Below are 16,642 nucleotides of genomic sequence, written 5' to 3'. Positions count from 1 at the left end.
TCTCACTTACCTGCGCCTGCGGTCAGCCCGCCGACGATTTGTTTCTGGAAGATGGCTGTGATGATGAGGATGGGAATGATTGCGATCACTGTGGCGGTTGAAATCGTCTCCCATGGGAAGGCGTATTCACCCGGATAAAGCGATATCCCGACCGGTGCCGTGCGCATCGCATTCTGTGTCATGAGCACCAACGCAAGCGGGAATTCGTTCCAGGAAAAGATGAACACGATCAGGCCGGTAGCCACAAACCCGGGCCAAGACAGGGGGATGACAATGGACCAAAAGATGCGAAAGAACCCCATCCCATCCATGCGTGCGGCTTCTTCGATTTCTGGTGGGAGTGTTGCGAAATAGCTGGCCAGCATCCAGACCGTAAAGGGCAGAAACAGCCCGGTATGTGCAATGATCAACCCGGTATAGGTGTTCAAGAGCCCAAGCTTCAGGAAGTTCTGAAACAGCGATGGCAGCAAGGAAACAGGCGGAAACATCGACACGGCCAGGATGAAAACCATCAAAACGCCCGCCCGCTTCATCCCAAGGCGCGACAGGGCGTAGCCGGCCAGCCCTCCGAAGCTGAGGGCAACAACGGTACAGCCCACACCCACGATGAACGAGTTCAAAACATAAAGCAGCAATTCAGGCGAATTGGTGAAGATGTTGATGTAGTTCTTTAGCGTAAAGGGCGTCGGGATATATTGCGGTGGCCAGGCATAAATGCCTTCGCTTGTTTTGAGCGATGTCAGCACCAGCCAGATGATCGGCAGGAAAGAAATGACTACCGAGAGGATGACCAACGCGTAAAGGCCGAAACGGGGACGGGTCTTCATAGGATCAATCCTTGTTCCGCAGGGTGAGAATATAGAGCAGGCTCATGGCAAAGATCACCAGGAACTGAACCACAACAATTGCCGCCCCGTAGTTGAATTCGATGAAATCGAAGATCACCTTATAGGCATAAAGCGACAGGCTTTCGGTGGCTGTCACCGGCCCCCCATCTGTGAGGTTGAAGGGCAATTCAAAGGTGCGCAGCGCGTCCATGGACCGGACAATCAGCGCCACCAGGATCGGACCTTTGAGCAGTGGCAAGGTGATCTCGCGGAATTCCTGCCACCGGGTCATGCCATCCATGCGACCCGCCTCATAAAGATCGCGCGGGATAGACTGCAAACCGGCAAGGATGATCAAGGCCATAAAGGACGAGGTCTTCCAAACCGCAACAACCACCATGGATCCCATCGCCAGGGTCTCATCCCCAAGCCAGTTGATCGGGCGATCCACCAACCCGCTTTGCAGCGCCGCGGCGTTAAACAACCCGTAGTCAGTATTATACATCCAGCGCCACATGAGCGTGTTCAGCGCCGTAGGCAGTGCCCAGGGAAACAACACCGCGAGCCGTGCAATGCCTTTGAACCGGAAATGTTCATTCATCAACACCGCCAGCCCAATCCCCATGGCAAGCTCCAGCGGGATGGACAGACCGGTAAAAACCAACGTGACCCAAAGCGCGTTCCAGAACCGCTCTGATCCGGCCAGCGCGGCATAGTGTTTTAACCCCACGAATTGATAGGGTTCGGACCCGTCTATGCTGGATTGCCCAAAGCTCAGAACGATGGATTGCAAGATCGGATAGACAAGGATCGCAATGATCACAAGCATCGTCGGGGTGACAAAGACCGCGCCGGTGAGGTGCCTGCGTCGATCCAGGGGAGAAGAAATGGGGGTCATGAACGTGCCATCTGGGTGTCAGAGCTCATCCCGGCGGCAATAGAGCGCCGCCGGGAAGCCAAGTTTACATCAGGGAAGAATGGTTATTCGGCGAACAGAGCTTCGATCTGCGATTGCGCGTCGTTCAGCGCCTCTTCTACCGTTTTCTGCTGGTGCAGGGCGTTGGTGATTTCAAGCTGCATGATTTCGGACACACGCGGATATTTCGCGCCGGCGATTGCCGATGGACGAACCACACCAAACGCATAGTTCGCACCGAACTGAGCCAGGATCGGAGCCTCAGACATAGCAGCGTCCTCATAAACGGCGCCAATGGTTGGGGCGCGGTTATCCTCAATTGCTGCGGTCAATTGCTGGTCATATGCCGTAAAGTGCTCAAGGAACGCGGCAGCCACCTCTTTGTTTTCCGAGTTCGGGTTGATCCCCAGGAACCAGCCACCCATTGTGGTCGAATTCGCATCCGCATGGCCTTCGAAATAAGGAACGCGGGTAAAGTCAAACTTTCCGGCGACCGGGCTGTCTTGAGTCGAGAGCGGCGCGTGCACGAAATCCTGCACCATCAGGAATGCCGCACGTCCCTGTTGGAACAATGTCCGTGCATCATCAGGCCGCATATTCAGGATCGAATCCGGCGCAAGCTGATGTTCATGCAGCAGGTCGACCATAAATTGGGTAGCCTCGATATTGGCCTGCGAATTCACAGCAATATTGCCATCGCCATCCAGGAACCCCCCGCCATTGCCGTTGGTAAAGGCCAGCCAGTTCATAAACAGCCCCTCGATCTTGGCCCACATGGAGACAAACCCATAAAATTGCGGGTTACTTTCGCCAGCCGAGATCACCTCTGAAGCGGCTTGGACCTGCTCCCAGGTGGTCGGAACGTCAAGGCCGTATTTCTCAAGAAGATCAGAGCGATAGAAGAAGTGGATTCCATCTGTGTAAAGCGGTAGCGCATAGACCTCACCGTCCAATGTCGACGCGGTCAGGAGAGAAGGATTGAAGCTACCAATAGTCTCGTCAGAAAGCAATCCGTTGAGCGGTTCCAGCCAGCCGCGCTGTGCGAACTCACCCGCCCAGATCACGTCGACCGCAAAAATGTCCGGGGTCGGGCTCGCCGCGGTCAGGCTGGTGACATAAAGCTTGCGGGTCTCGCCGGGCACGTCCGAAACCTTGTTCCACTCGATGCTCACATCAGGATTTTCTGCCGCGTAGCGTTCAATGTTGCGCTCAACCGCAGGGCCATAACCCCGCGTGCCGATGGACAAGACCAGATCCTCCGCAAAGCTGGGCAATGCGGTAAATGCCGCCGCGGCGGCCAAGGCCGAAATTGAGTATTTCATGGTTTCCTCCCGTTGGTTTTGAATGTCTCACCCGGTTTTGACCGGGTCAGAGAATGCGCTTTCTATTTTTGCTTTCTGTGTCATGAGATGGCTGCGGATATTGGCGACATGCTGGGCCTCGTCCCGCAAAGGCGTGGCTGCCTCAGCGACGGTCAGCAGGCAGGTCATGGCGCCATCCGGGCCATAAATCGCAACGCAATAACGGCGAATGCCCTTTGCGTTGCCCATCATGTCATATTGCATATCTGCCGGGTCGACCGTCTCGATCATCTTGCGTGCTTCGGGCCAATCCAGCGGCTGCCGATCTACCCCGGCTGTATAAAACGCGCCGGTATCCCAGGACTTTTCCAGTGTCTCGAACGGGCGATGGGCCAGGGCCAGCCGCGAAATAGAATCAAGCTCGTAGGCGCCACGTATAAATCCCGAAAACGCTCGCAGACGAATGGCCTGTTCAGGGTGTTGCTGCACGATATGCCAAAGCATGTTATGGCCGCTCAACACCACGATTTCCGCGGCGGCCGTCAGCCGGTCGCTGAGCGTTGCGCAGGCATCCGCCAGCAATTCAGGATCAAGTCCCGGGCAATGCAAACGCCGTTGAAAGCTGAAATTTGCCATGATTTTACGCGCAGCCGTGCGATGCACCAGCCCCATCTCCTGCAATTCAGCGAGGATCCGATACCCTGTTGAGGCGGGCAAACCCGCACGTTCAACGATTTCTTGCGCGCTGAACCCATCCGCGTCACGACCGGTCAGGGCCTCTAGGATCGCGACAACTCTGGTGGATGCATTGGACATTGTTGATTCCTATATTTAGTTTTATTATTACCATAAATGAGAATTTGGTCAACTGTTGGCCGGAACACATATCGAAACGGAGCCCCATGTGAGACCGAATATCCTTTTTATTATGTCTGATGATCACGCCTCAAAGGCCATCTCTGCTTATGGTCATGGCATCAATTCCACGCCGGGGATTGATCGAATCGCCAATGAGGGCATGCGCCTGGATCATTGTTATGTGACCAATTCGATCTGCACGCCGTCGCGGGCCGCGATCCTGACAGGCACGTATAATCACGTGAATGGCGTGACGACGCTGGACACCCATATCGACAATCGGTGGCCCAATGTCGCCAAGCATCTCGGCCAGTCAGGCTATCAGACGGCGATGATCGGCAAGTGGCATCTGGGCGAAGGAAAGCCCCATGAACCGACCGGGTTTGACTATTGGTCCGTCCTGCCCGGCCAGGGGGATTATTTCGACCCGATCATGATCGAAATGGGCGAAGAGCGCACCGAACCCGGCTATGTCACGGATATCATCACCGATAAGAGTCTGAATTGGCTCAAGAACCGGGATGAGGACCGACCCTTTTTCCTGATGTGCCATCACAAAGCGCCGCACCGGAATTTTGAACCCCATCCGCGCGACCGCGACATGTTTGACGGCAAGGACATCAAGGTCCCCGAAACCTATAATGACGATTACGCCAATCGCGCCCGTGCCGCCGAGGCCGCTCGAATGCGGGTGCGGATGGATCTGAAATACGCCGATCTGGGTCTAATTCAGCCCGAGGGCGGCGCTGAAATTGGTGAAAGATGCACCCCCGGGGATTCTGACCGGCGTGTGCCCCATCCCGACGATCCGCGCGGTCTGGTCTTAATCGATCGACATACAGGCGAGAACTTTACCTTTGAAACCGAAGAAGAACTCGCGCTGTTCAAATATCAACGCTACATGAAGCGCTATCTGGCGACGATCCACGCGGTGGATGAAAATGTTGCTCGGATGCTGGAATGGCTCGACGAAGAAGGGCTCACCGAGAACACCATTGTCATTTACACGTCTGATCAAGGTTTCTTCCTTGGCGAACATGGATGGTTTGACAAGCGTTTCATGTACGAGGAATCCCTGCAGATGCCATTCCTGATCCGGTACCCGGCGGCGATTGCCCCCGGTACCGTCGCCAGCGAGATCGCAACCAATGTGGATTTTGCGCCGACCTTCCTGGATTACGCGGGCCTGCCTGTCCCAAGCTATATGCAAGGCCGTTCAATGCGCCCCCTTTTGGAAAACGACGCGCCTGCGGATTGGCCCCAAAGCGCCTATCACCGCTATTGGATGCACAAGGATGAACACCATTATGCCTGGTCGCATTATGGGCTGCGCAGCCATCGCTATAAGCTGATCTACTGGTACAATTCCGATCTTGGTCAACTAGGGGCACATGGGCCCAACGAGCCGCCGGAATGGGAGCTTTTTGATTGTGAAAAAGACCCTCTGGAATTAATGAACGTGGCTGAAGACCCCGCTTATGCGGCTGTCTTTAACGACATGCTCGCCCAGCTTGATACCCGGATGGCGGATATTGGCGACATCCCGGAACACGACAGTACGGCAGCGCGCCAGCTGACCTAGCCCGTAAAGCACGCGCGCTGCTTGGACTACGAGCGGCGCGGCACGAAAGAAACCAGCTTCCCTGGGGATTGTCTACCCTGTTAATAATTGCCAGGACGCCCTAGGTTGATATTGGCCAGATCATCGCCAAACGCAGAAACGCCGGGATTTGCGACCCAGAAGACTCGCTCTCAAACGTCTCTCCGCTCGGATGGGCCCACATTTTGATCACGGGTGAGTACCGATGGCCCAAAATCATCCCGAAAATCCCTAAGACCAGATGAGCGTTTTGCGGCGGGCGCAGTGCCCGTGATCTTCTCGGCGAACATTGGATTGTTCGACAGAGGAGGTGGTAATGAACAAGACGCTTTATGTGGGCCTGGATGTCCACAAGGATACAATCGCGATGGCAGTTGCAGGAGAAGGTTGCTTCGGTGAGATCCGATTGCACGGCGTAATTGTGAACTCCGCGGATGCGGTGCTTCGGTTGACAAAGACGCTTACGAAGAACGGGACTGGCGTCGAACCTTCTCTACCTCTAACCAATTGAAATTACGCACCTTAGAGATCTCCTCCCTGTCCTCCAAGCCACCGACTGCATTTTCAGAACGCACGTGGTTTCCTCAAAAGCGAACAGATTCTGTCTGGCCAGTTTTCTTTAGTGGACGGCGCGAAATTGGAAAATGGCATTGCCGTCTTTGGACATTCGCTCCACCTCGTCTCAAGGACAACGATGCGGGACTTTCTCGACCTTCACTTGAAAGGACGCGCCAACGCTTTCATTCGTGGGGAAATCTGGCCTTTCGGTGGTCTCAAGGGTGCGTAATTATCGTTACCGCCCGGCCAACTTTGAGAAAGATGATGATACAGACTGACACATACACGAAGGTTGTTCCTACCATAATCGCATTCTGTCTCGTAATTATTTCAGGCAACGAGATTGCGGGCATTTCAACCGCAAATTCAAGTGCACGAAATGTTCAGCAAGGGAAAGCTACCGGACCGTCATGACGAACTAATAGATTTTCCTAATGTGCAGCGCAATGGCCAAAGGTCGATCCAAACGAATCGAGAGATCATCAACTTGGCACCTAAGATGCCAAAGTAGAAGCGCAGCATTGCCGCGGAGTTTGCGGTTTTCATCGAAGTGGTCTCTCTGTATTTTGCAACCTGAAATCAACTGTTCCGCCCGTTATGCTGCTTGATCAAAGCTCATCACGCCAAGGTGGATTTGCACCTGCCCGGCCGACATTGATTGCAGCAACTCGCGCTCCGAACCTAATTGCCTCTGCGACGTCGTTTTCTGACACCATCTGAATTGCGGTTTTCGTAAGCAGACCAGCTTCGGACAGGCCTGAAAGGACACCGGCATTGAACGTATCACCCGCACCGACGGTGTCGATTACCTCCACTTTTTGAATGGCGACAAAGATAGATCGTCCGTCCGGCAACCATGCTTGAGCTCCTGAGCTACCGCGTGTCAAGATGACAATGGAAGGCCCAAGTTCCTGTAATAGAGCAACTTTCGATTCCAACGAGTCAGCATTTTTTATTATCCAATTTAAGTCTTCATCTGAGACCTTCACAATATCTGCCAAACCGAACAGACGCTCAAGCCGGTCCCGAAATACCTGTTCATTTTTGATGAAACTGGGCCGAATGTTGGGATCAATCATAACGACACAATTAGGCGCAAGTGCTTCTGCGAGTAGCGCGTAGGTCTCGGCACCCGGATCACAGGCCAGACTGATGCCACCGAAACAAAGGGCGGATACATCGTCGACTTTTTCAGGCAGATCATGTGGTGCAATCATCCGACCAGCGGAGTTTTCATCAAAAAATGAGTACGACGCATGACCATCGGATAGCTTCACAAACGCTAGTGTAGAGGGGCGATCTGACCGAATGACATATCGGGTGTCGACGTTGCTAGCCCTCAGATCGGCCACAAGCTGATGGCCAAACATATCTGTCGAAATTCCGCTTAAGAGACCCGTGCGACACCCAAGGCGACCCAAACCAATGGCCGTATTGAATATCGCACCGCCTGATCGCGGCACGTAGCCATCCGGGCCCAGAACCGTTTGCTCTGGAATCATATCGATAAGGGCTTCACCACAGCAAAGAATCATAGGGCTTCCTTTTTTAATCAGACATCGACTGGCAGGCGCGAGTGAGGCCATCGAACGCACTTGCCGTGGATCGGCATTCAAATTCGATTTCCCATTGTTGTTCTGCGGGGCTTGCGGAGTCGTTCCCCAAAGATCCATAACGTGTGACGAGGTAGCGGAGCTCACCGTTTAGAAGGACTGGTGTCCGAAGATTAAATCCTTCTCCCCGTCCCTCTGACCTTCCTCCAATTTTCATCGTCAAGCCATCTTCGAGCAATATACCTTGGACCTGCATGCAAGGGGCGTATTCTTCCTTCGGCTGCAACTCGGTATTGCAATATCCTTCTCCACCCAGAACCCAGCTATGCTTGACCCACCACGCACCCTTGCCATCAGCCACATCGAGTTCCCGCCCGCTTCCGTTCAGATAGACCGCATCGGGGTGAAAACAGTGCCTATCCCCATTGATTGCCTTGGCGCATTCTCCGGGGTCGACCTGTGGTGGCGACAAAACCCGGCCAAGAACACGGGATTGCGCATAAACGGTGATGCGCATGGTATCAGCGTCAACATGCATGTCGTTTATCACTGTCACGCGTGGCCCCAAGCCAGGTGGATTCACCTTCGCCACCCAATAGCCATCATGAAGCGAAAGTCGGGCTTTTTCTTCGGCACCAGCCGTAAGTGGTAGGAAAAGTGCAATTGCGAAAAGATGTGCAAAATTGCGGATCATTTGAGAGGAACCTTTCTTGATTTTTCGTTTAAGCATTTAACGTCAGACAGAATTCCATCTAAGTCATCGTATACGTTTGCCACAGAGGGCGTAAGCGGCAGCAAAGCGGCTTGAAGAGAATGATACAGATCCGGCTTTCCAGCAAATTGAAGGGGCGAGGCGGCTCCGGGGCTATCGACCTCTGGATACCAGCCTCCTCGTTCATGATCGATAAAATGTCGGGCAGCTGTGTCCCAAAGTAGACGATACCAGTCCAGATAATCTTGATTTGGTTGTACTTTGAGAAATGCCGCGATGACACCAATTGCTTCGGTGACCGGCCACCAATACCGATTTCGAATTGCGGGCAAGCCATCAAAGTTCAAAGTGTAGTACACCCCCCCAGACGTCTTATCCCACGCGTCGCATAGGGCGGTTTGAACAAGCTTTTGCGCACTTTCGAGCAAATTAATTTTTGGTGTAGCATTGAGCTCGCTGAACTGAAGCAATAGCCGGCCTAATTCAAATGAGTGTCCTGGTGTTGTGCCCCACGGACGGAACATTTGGTTTCCTTCATAAGCACGGTCTATTTGCCAGCTCTCGTCGTAGTGCTCGGGAATACGCCAGTGCTCTGAAGGCGCAATGATACCTACAAAAAAATCTATTATTCGCTCGGCGCGCTCCAGATATTTTGTGCGTCCAGTCGCTTCGTAGGCTGCAAGCAATGCCTCTACACCATGCATGTTGGCGTTCATGCCGCGATATTTAGAGATGGGATGCCAATCTTGACTCCATTCTTCTTTAAAAAGACCGCGATCTTCATCCCAAAAATACTGATCCAAAATATGATCGATTTCGTCGAGCAATTTCGACGCATCCGGGTGACCGGCGGCGGTGGCGCTCGCTGCAGCGAGAAGAACAAAGACATGACCGTAGGCAAGCTTTCTATTGTCTAGTGCTGAAGCGCCTTGAGTAGACCAAAAGAAACCTCCGTTGGTGGGGTCTCTGTGTCGATCCATGAGATATTGAAACCCATGGTCCACCAATGACGCTCCCTCTGCCCAGCCGGCAATTGAGGAAAGCGAAAAGCAGTGGATCATGCGCGTTGTCTCGTGCAATTCGCGTTTTGCGTTTTCTATGGGCGAGCCATCGTCGTCGAGTGAGTAGAATCCTCCGGTAGGGCAAAGTGCCGATTTGAAAAAATTAAGTTGTTTAAGAGCTTCTTTTCTCAAGAAATCGCGATGTTCTTCGGACTCAATGAAGTTGGCGGGGTTCTTCGTCATTTTGCAATCCCTTTCTGAAGAGGCATTTTTTGGCGATACGGAGGCTGGTTCAATACATGCAGATAGGCGGCGATCCGTCGGCGCCGTCGCTCGGCCAAGTAAGGGGCAACGATTGATGGGCCTTCAATAATGAATTCAGTGGCTTGGTGAACCCTACCGGGTAAACAGAAATGGTTGGCAATGTAGTCTATCGTGAGACCGTCGAGACCGACTGTTAGATAGTCCGCGTTTGCCAAGGTATCATTCACATGAGACAGCTTCATACCATATTTCAGCCTATTGACAGGGCTTTGAGCCCTGCGGGTATGTCGATTGCCAAAGATCTTTTGCGCTGAAACGCGGCTTCCCAAGCGCTGCGTCTGCAGGTGTGAAAAAAATCTCTGCTGGAGCATCGGGCCAAATCACGGTCATGTTGTCCGAGAATGTGCCCGGCAGATCTGCTTCAAGCGTCGTAAAAACAGAAAGCGCGTTGGACGATACAGTAATCGGGTATCGACCATCAATTCCAACACTGTCGACGCTGATAGTAATTTCTGGATCCACCAAATCCGCGTTGACGAACTCTTCGGGCGTGATCACTTCGCGAGCATCCTGTCCGTCAGCCGTGCGCGTTCGCATCACAAGAAAGCCTTGGCTAGGAAGATCAACGCCTTTCAAGAAGCACTTGACACTAAGGGGCGCTAGATCGCAGTTCTCGCAAAAGACCTTCGTTGCGCTTCCGTCTGGCAGGACATTGAAAAGCTCCACGATTATTCCTTCGCTTGTCGCTAGGTCATTAATTCCAAAGATCGAAATCGCACCTGTTTCTTCTGGATAGGCCACGCAGGTAACAGACGCATAGAACCGCCGCGCGGCATAATGCATCAGTTTCCAGCTTCCATCGTGATTGAGAGAAGCCCAACTGGCCACCGGCCATGTGTCATTCAGCTGCCAGATTAGCGATCCCATGCAAGTGGGTTTCGTTGAGCGCCAGTAAGAAACGCCCATTCGGATCGCAAGTGCCTGCTGCACCTGGCTGAGCCAAACAAAGTCTTCAAACTCGTTAGGAAATCGGAAGTAATCGAACAAAGTTCGAGTTATCCGTGAGTTGCCGCCAGGATCTTTTTGATGGGCGCCCATGACCGCGGATCCGATATTTCGATCAACTTCGCTCGTGAAACTTTCAATGACCGGCATTGACGGGTAAGACTGAAATCCAAATTCAGACATGAACCTTGGATTGATTTTACGATAATGCGAGAATTCGCGCCCTTCATGCCAAACGGCCCAGAAGTGCATGTCACCAGCACCATCCTCATGAAAAGCATCGGAGAAATCCAATGGGCCCTTCGATGGGCTCGACGGCCACCAATCAGCATCAGGCTGCAGCGCCTTCATAGTTTCCTCGATAGTTCGGTTCAATCGGTCGTAGGCAACAAGATATCTTCGCGGGTCAGCCTTGGATTCTTTGAACCAGTCAATGGCTCCAACAAGTTCGTTGTCGCCGCACCACACAGTCACGCGGTGGTTTAAACGACGTGTCTGAAAGTCGACTTCCTTTCGCACATTATCCAAGAACACATTGTCACAAGGATAGAGGTTGCATGCGAACATGAAGTCCTGCCAAACCATCAAACCAAGCGCATCGCAAGATCGATAGAAACTGTCAGGTTCGTATCGCCCACCGCCCCAAACTCGGATCATGTTCATGTTTGCCGCGGCCGCGGATTCTAGCAGGGCATGGGTCTTTTCGGGCGTAATTCGCCCCGGCAGCGCATCCGCAGGTACCCAGCACGATCCTTTGGCCCATATATCCACACCATTTACGCGGACACTGAAAGACATCCCATTGTCATCTTTTTCATTTATTAGATCGACCGTACGTAGTGCGATTTTGTCGGTATGAACGTGTGGCCCGACCGTCAGGATCATGTCATAGGTTGTTTGATTGCCGTGATCCTTGGGCCACCATAAATCAGGGTTTATGATCTCGACCGATGCAATGGCTACGTCTTGTGCAACTGTACCCGCGGCAATTGTACCCCCCACTTCTATAGAAACTGGAAAATCCGCTCCCTCGACTCCAAGCACTGGAACCTCAACACAAACTTTCACTGCGCTTCCGGAGTGTATTTGTCTGACCATGACAGGACCAATCGCGCCGCTATCGCCCACAATTTTGCAAGAGCCGTAGATACCCATCGGAGCCAGAGCTATATTCCAATCCCAACCAAAGTCGCATTGCGGTTTGCGCAGCATATTCCCGTGGCGAATGGGGCAAATCCATTCAACGCAGGGGATCGGATAGCTCAGCTCTGCGTTCCGCTGGCTGGCTGCATTTACCGGAGATTTTAGCGTCAGCTCAATCGAATTGGAGCCAATCCGCAGATGCTCGATTACATCCGCGTGCCACAACCGGAACGCGTTGTCGGTCGATATAACTTTCACTCCATTAACCCGAATTTCGGCAACTGTATCCACCTGATCCAGTATCAAAGTCGCGCGGGTAGGAAGCTTGGCTAATTCAAAATTGCGCGACAAAATCCAGTCACGCTCACTCACCCAACGTACATCATACTCGTTGCTTCCAAAGTATGGATCCTCAATGATTCCGGCCTTTTCGAGAGCAGTGTGAACATCGCCCGGCAAGGACATCGTTAATTCGAATTGTTCGTCTGCATCGCGCAACAACCATGTGCCATCGAACTCAAAAATACTCCCCATTAGATACGAGCCTCGTCTTTCTTGTCAAAGAGCGAAGCCTTTGCCGGATCAATCCCGATAGACAGGGTTTGCCCAACGCCGACCGACGCCAGCCCGTCCATCCGAACGCGGAACGTTGCACCGTCCAGCGTTGCGTAAACGAGCGTGTCAGATCCCATCGGTTCGACCAGATCCACTGTGACTTCGGATTGCACTGGTGCCTTGGCCACCAGTTCCCCGGTGACCACGTGTTCCGGGCGTATCCCAATTGTCACGGGCCGGTCGGTGACCTGCAGTGGGTTGACATATTGGTAACCTGTCATGGGCAGCACGACCCCGCCTTTCTTGAAGGTTCCGCCTTCCAATTGCCCTTCAAGGAAGTTCATCGAAGGTGAGCCAATGAAGTCCGCGACGTAGAGATTTTTGGGTTTGTTGTAGATTTCGTCCGGGGAGCCGAGCTGCATGATTTTACCGCTCTTCATGACCGCAATCCGATCCGCCAATGTCATGGCTTCGACTTGATCGTGGGTGACGTAGATCATCGTATTATTCAGCTGGTTGTGTAGCCGTTTGAGCTCAACCCTGAGATCCACCCGCAGCTTTGCATCAAGGTTAGACAAAGGTTCGTCGAACAGGAATACATCTACTTCGCGGACCAATGCGCGACCGATCGCTACACGCTGACGCTGACCACCGGACAATGCGCCCGGTTTCCGGCTCAACAATGGCTCAATCTGAAGGATCTCAGCAGCACGGGCAACGCGCTCTTCAATCTCTGCCTTTGGCACCTTGGCGTTTTTCAAACCGAAGCTGAGGTTCCCCTTTACGGTCATCTGCGGGTAAAGCGCGTACGATTGGAACACCATTCCAATGCCACGTTCTGACGGTTCTGCCCAAGTGACATTTTTTCCTTTGATGAATATTTGTCCATCGGTCACTTCCAGCAAGCCAGCAATACAATTCAAGAGCGTAGATTTACCACAACCCGATGATCCGAGCAGGACGAGGAACTCACCCTCTGCGATATCAAGGTTTAGGTCTTTTAGAACTTCGACAGAGCCAAAGCTGAGGTCGAAGTTTCTGATTTCAACTGAATTTACCATGTCTATTAGCCTTTCACAGCACCGGCAGCGATGCCGCGGACGAAGAGTTTACCGGAAGCGAAGTAGATGATGAGTGGAACAAGACCTGTCAGAAGGGTCGCCGCCATATTGACGTTGTATTCCTTCACACCTTGCACCGAGTTCACAATATTATTGAGCTGAACGGTCATCGGGTATGTTTCCGGTTTGGTATAAATCACTCCAAAGAGGAAGTCGTTCCAGATACCTGTCACCTGCAAAATCATCGCAACAACAAAGATCGGAAGCGACATCGGCAGCATGATCTGAAAATAGATTCCCCAGAACCCCGCCCCATCAACGCGGGCCGCTTTGAACAGTTCTTCAGGAACAGACGTAAAGTAGTTGCGGAACAACAAGGTAAGGATCGGCATGCCAAAGATCGTGTGCACGATCACCAGCCCCCAGACCGACCCCATCAGGCGGAAGTTGGGCGCATCGCTGTTGAAGAGCCGGATGAACGACGTGATACCATCGCCGCTTTCCCTGAGCAGGATCACGATGGGATAGATCATCACCTGATAGGGGATGAAGGCGCCAAAGATCAGGATAGTGAAAAAGACCTCGGACCCTTTGAATTTCCAATTGGCCAGCGCGTATCCGTTCACAGACGCAATCGCGATGGACAGGATCACCGAGGGGATCAGGATCGCGATCGAGTTCCAGAATCCGCGGCTTAGCCCGTCGCAATTCACACCAGTGCAGGCCTCAGACCAGGCTTTGGTCCAGGGGGCAGTGGTTACTTCTATCGGCGGGGCAAAGATGTTGCCAACCCGGATTTCGGGCATCCCTTTCAACGAGGTGACGATCATCACATAAAGAGGCAGAAGGTAGTACAGGCAGACGACGAGAAGCGTGCCGTAGATGATGATATTGGTGGATGAAAAAACCCGTTTGGGCTTCGGTCCACTCGGGCCCGTCATGGCATTTACGCTTGCATCAACCATTTTTCTTGCCTCCAAATTCGAGATAGGCCCAAGGAATTAGAACAACCAAAACGCTGAGAAGCATCATGGTGGACGCAGCAAAACCCAGCCCCAAGTTTTGCGATCCGAACATTTTGTCGATCACGTATTTCGCAGGAACCTCGGACGCGATGCCCGGGCCGCCGCTGGTTTGCGCCACGACAAGGTCATAGACCTTGATGATGCCCGCCGAGATGATGACAAGTGCGGTTACAAAAACCGGGCGCATCATCGGAATTACGATGAAGATATAGGTCTTCCAAGTTGGGATGCCCTCGACGCGCGACGCCTTCCAGACATCTTCGTCGATGCCGCGCAGACCCGCGAGCATCAGCACCATCACAAAACCGGAGCCCTGCCAGACACCCGCAATCAGAATGCCGTAGATTACGATATTGGCGTTGTTGAGCGGGTCAAAGGCAAAGCTGGTCCAACCAAGTTCGCGAATGACATTCTGAATGCCAAGATCAGGGTTCAACAACCACTGCCAGACCAATCCGGTCACAACGAATGACAAAGCGAATGGGTAGAGGATGATCGTACGGATCGTGTTTTCGAACCGGATTTTCCGGTCCAGCAATGCAGCAAGGATAAAACCGATGACCAGCGATAAGACCAAGGAACACACGCCATAAATGGCCAAGTTTTCGATTGAAATCAGCCAGCGGCTTTCGCTCCAAAGTCTGTCATAGTTGTCAAGACCAACCCATTTTTTGGGTGCGGGCAGAAGACGCGATTTCGTGAATGAATGATAGATCGTCCAAGCGGTGCACCCGACAAAAACAACCAAGGCTGTCAAGATCATAGGTACAGCCGCGATCTTTGCTGTCATATTCTTGAACAAGCGTACTGGTTTCTTTGCGCCTGCCTTCACTTGTCCAGTGTCTGTCACCGCCATCTTGTCCCCCTATTCTTCTGGCTATCAGGTACATCAAAACACCCCACATTCCGGAGATGTTTGGAACGACCATACTTGTGGATTGGTGCGGCGGGGCCCGTGGCAACGTGCGCCACGGACCCACCGGGAGGATCGCTTAGTCAGCGCTCGCAATAATGTCGACGTAACGCGCTTGAGCGTCTTCGACGGTTATGCTGGTGTCATTCCAGAATTCTACCATCAGGTCAAACATCTGGCCGGTGGTGTCGGCGCTGAACGCGTTTACGGCGTCTGGCAGAACATTGCCTGCAGCTAGGATCGCGAGACCCTTCTGCATACAGTCGTTGGCAGCGGACAGGTCGATGTCGCCACGGATCGGCAGAGAGCCCTTCTTGAGATTGAAGGCCACCTGAACTTCCCGAGAGATCATCAGCGATGCCAGCTCTTTCTGGGCCGCTTCGATTTCAGGATCATCCTGTACAGGGAAGTAGAACGCGTCACCGCCGGTTGCGATGATTTCGTTCACACCCAGACCCGGCAAGCAGGTGTAGTCTTCGCCAGCGACTTGCTTAGCCACCTGGAATTCACCCTGTGCCCAGTCACCGTGGATCTGACCACCTGCCTGACCTGTGATAACGAGGTTCGTGGCCTGGTTCCAGTCCTGAACGTTTGACCCTTCGGAGAGCAGGCGGGCTGCTGCGTAGGCTTCAAAGACTTTGGTCATCTCAGGCGAAGCGGCGGCTTCGGTGCTCTTGTTGGTCAGAACGTCGAGGTACAGATCGGTACCACCGACAGCCACCATGATGGCGCCAAAGGCCAAATCGGTTTGCCAGGGCTGCTGGCCCATCGCAAGCGGGATCACACCGGCTTCGCGCAATGCGGGCGCAGCACCGACGAATTCGAACCAGTCGGAAGGCACTTCCAGGCCAGCCTTTTTAAAGGCATCGTGGGAAAGCCACAGCCACTGGGGCGAGTGGATGTTCACCGGCACACAGTAGACGCGACCATCCAGTGTGCAGGCGTCCAGAAGACGTGGCGGGTTCACAAGATCAGCCCAGCCTTCAGCTTCGGCGATGTCAGTGAGGTCCAGCATCAGGTCAGCTTCGACCAGTTCTTCAGCCTGACGACCGTGGTTCAACTGTGTTGCATGCATTGGGTCACCGCCCAAGATGCGTGAAATGATGATTGGACGTGCAGTCCCGCCAGAACCGGCGATCGCTCCGTCAACCCACGTGTGCTCAGTCGCGTTGAACGCCTTTGCAAACTCAGCCACGGCCGCAGCTTCGCCGCCAGACGTCCACCAGTGTGTGACTTCGAGTTCGACGCCTTCGGCATTTCCCATTGACGCGGACGCCGCGGTAAGTGCGGTTCCTGCTACAAGAGACTTCAAGATCTTTCCCATATTTTCCTCCTTTTGAAACGTTTCAA

Annotated in this window: 14 protein-coding genes; 2 read left to right on the top strand and 12 right to left on the bottom strand. The window is 53.2% G+C overall.

The features are described 5' to 3' along the window. Positions 1-2 precede the first annotated feature (2 nt). The 4 genes from UM181_13850 to UM181_13835 form a co-directional block, all read right to left on the bottom strand. Entirely contained in the window at positions 3-827 is an 825-nt protein-coding gene (locus UM181_13850; GenBank protein ID WQC62388.1) for a carbohydrate ABC transporter permease, read from the bottom strand. Between the two features lie 4 nt (positions 828-831). After that, positions 832-1,725 (bottom strand): sugar ABC transporter permease, encoded by an 894-nt coding sequence (locus UM181_13845; GenBank protein WQC62387.1) that lies wholly within the window; start codon positions 1,723-1,725, stop codon positions 832-834. An 83-nt stretch (positions 1,726-1,808) separates the two neighbouring features. Then, the gene (locus UM181_13840; GenBank protein WQC62386.1) at positions 1,809-3,065 is read right to left on the bottom strand and encodes an ABC transporter substrate-binding protein; all 1,257 of its coding nucleotides are present in this window, start codon (positions 3,063-3,065) and stop codon (positions 1,809-1,811) included. 27 nt (positions 3,066-3,092) lie between these two features. After that, the gene (locus UM181_13835) at positions 3,093-3,860 is read right to left on the bottom strand and encodes a helix-turn-helix domain-containing protein (protein ID WQC62385.1); all 768 of its coding nucleotides are present in this window, start codon (positions 3,858-3,860) and stop codon (positions 3,093-3,095) included. 88 nt (positions 3,861-3,948) lie between these two features. Here UM181_13835 and UM181_13830 point away from each other — a divergent pair, with 88 nt between their 5' ends. Both UM181_13830 and UM181_13825 read left to right on the top strand, forming a co-directional pair. Continuing rightward, positions 3,949-5,484, top strand: a complete 1,536-nt coding sequence (locus UM181_13830) for a sulfatase (GenBank protein ID WQC62384.1) — start codon at positions 3,949-3,951, stop codon at positions 5,482-5,484. A gap of 334 nt (positions 5,485-5,818) precedes the next feature. Further along, positions 5,819-6,013, top strand: a complete 195-nt coding sequence (locus UM181_13825; GenBank protein WQC62383.1) for a hypothetical protein — start codon at positions 5,819-5,821, stop codon at positions 6,011-6,013. A 655-nt stretch (positions 6,014-6,668) separates the two neighbouring features. Here the strand turns inward: UM181_13825 and UM181_13820 are convergent. From UM181_13820 to UM181_13785, 8 genes are all read right to left on the bottom strand, one after another. Next, a complete protein-coding gene (locus UM181_13820) occupies positions 6,669-7,595 on the bottom strand; it encodes a carbohydrate kinase (protein ID WQC62382.1) in 927 nt (308 codons plus the stop codon). A gap of 13 nt (positions 7,596-7,608) precedes the next feature. Continuing rightward, complete coding sequence (locus tag UM181_13815) at positions 7,609-8,307, bottom strand: hypothetical protein (protein ID WQC62381.1); 699 nt, start codon at positions 8,305-8,307, stop codon at positions 7,609-7,611. Next, positions 8,304-9,569, bottom strand: a complete 1,266-nt coding sequence (locus UM181_13810) for an AGE family epimerase/isomerase (protein ID WQC62380.1) — start codon at positions 9,567-9,569, stop codon at positions 8,304-8,306. Before UM181_13810 ends, UM181_13815 begins: the two co-directional genes overlap by 4 nt. A gap of 276 nt (positions 9,570-9,845) precedes the next feature. Beyond that, complete coding sequence (locus UM181_13805) at positions 9,846-12,272, bottom strand: glycoside hydrolase family 2 protein (GenBank protein ID WQC62379.1); 2,427 nt, start codon at positions 12,270-12,272, stop codon at positions 9,846-9,848. Then, a complete protein-coding gene (locus tag UM181_13800) occupies positions 12,272-13,354 on the bottom strand; it encodes an ABC transporter ATP-binding protein (GenBank protein WQC62378.1) in 1,083 nt (360 codons plus the stop codon). The genes UM181_13805 and UM181_13800 overlap by 1 nt, the downstream gene beginning before the upstream one ends. Positions 13,355-13,359: 5 nt before the next feature. Continuing rightward, complete coding sequence (locus UM181_13795; protein WQC62377.1) at positions 13,360-14,319, bottom strand: carbohydrate ABC transporter permease; 960 nt, start codon at positions 14,317-14,319, stop codon at positions 13,360-13,362. Further along, positions 14,312-15,235: a sugar ABC transporter permease gene (locus tag UM181_13790; protein WQC62376.1), complete on the bottom strand. Its 924-nt coding sequence runs from the start codon at positions 15,233-15,235 to the stop codon at positions 14,312-14,314. Before UM181_13790 ends, UM181_13795 begins: the two co-directional genes overlap by 8 nt. 136 nt (positions 15,236-15,371) lie before the next feature. Then, positions 15,372-16,616 (bottom strand): ABC transporter substrate-binding protein, encoded by a 1,245-nt coding sequence (locus UM181_13785; protein WQC64766.1) that lies wholly within the window; start codon positions 16,614-16,616, stop codon positions 15,372-15,374. Positions 16,617-16,642 lie beyond the last annotated feature (26 nt).

It is taken from the genome of Alphaproteobacteria bacterium US3C007, assembly GCA_034423775.1.
GTDB lineage: Bacteria > Pseudomonadota > Alphaproteobacteria > Rhodobacterales > Rhodobacteraceae > Thalassovivens > Thalassovivens spotae.
The sequence above is the reverse complement of the archived record's forward strand: the minus strand, read 5'-3'. Positions and strand labels throughout refer to the sequence as shown.

Excerpts from the sequence above, each read along its gene's own strand:
- UM181_13850 (WQC62388.1), bottom strand. The coding sequence starts at position 827 with ATGAAGACCCGTCCCCGTTTCGGCCTTTACGCGTTGGTCATCCTCTCG.
- UM181_13845 (WQC62387.1), bottom strand. The coding sequence starts at position 1,725 with ATGACCCCCATTTCTTCTCCCCTGGATCGACGCAGGCACCTCACCGGC.
- UM181_13840 (WQC62386.1), bottom strand. The coding sequence starts at position 3,065 with ATGAAATACTCAATTTCGGCCTTGGCCGCCGCGGCGGCATTTACCGCA.
- UM181_13835 (WQC62385.1), bottom strand. The coding sequence starts at position 3,860 with ATGTCCAATGCATCCACCAGAGTTGTCGCGATCCTAGAGGCCCTGACC.
- UM181_13825 (WQC62383.1), top strand. The coding sequence starts at position 5,819 with ATGAACAAGACGCTTTATGTGGGCCTGGATGTCCACAAGGATACAATC.
- UM181_13820 (WQC62382.1), bottom strand. The coding sequence starts at position 7,595 with ATGATTCTTTGCTGTGGTGAAGCCCTTATCGATATGATTCCAGAGCAA.
- UM181_13815 (WQC62381.1), bottom strand. The coding sequence starts at position 8,307 with ATGATCCGCAATTTTGCACATCTTTTCGCAATTGCACTTTTCCTACCA.
- UM181_13810 (WQC62380.1), bottom strand. The coding sequence starts at position 9,569 with ATGACGAAGAACCCCGCCAACTTCATTGAGTCCGAAGAACATCGCGAT.
- UM181_13805 (WQC62379.1), bottom strand. The coding sequence starts at position 12,272 with ATGGGGAGTATTTTTGAGTTCGATGGCACATGGTTGTTGCGCGATGCA.
- UM181_13800 (WQC62378.1), bottom strand. The coding sequence starts at position 13,354 with ATGGTAAATTCAGTTGAAATCAGAAACTTCGACCTCAGCTTTGGCTCT.
- UM181_13795 (WQC62377.1), bottom strand. The coding sequence starts at position 14,319 with ATGGTTGATGCAAGCGTAAATGCCATGACGGGCCCGAGTGGACCGAAG.
- UM181_13790 (WQC62376.1), bottom strand. The coding sequence starts at position 15,235 with ATGGCGGTGACAGACACTGGACAAGTGAAGGCAGGCGCAAAGAAACCA.
- UM181_13785 (WQC64766.1), bottom strand. The coding sequence starts at position 16,616 with ATGGGAAAGATCTTGAAGTCTCTTGTAGCAGGAACCGCACTTACCGCG.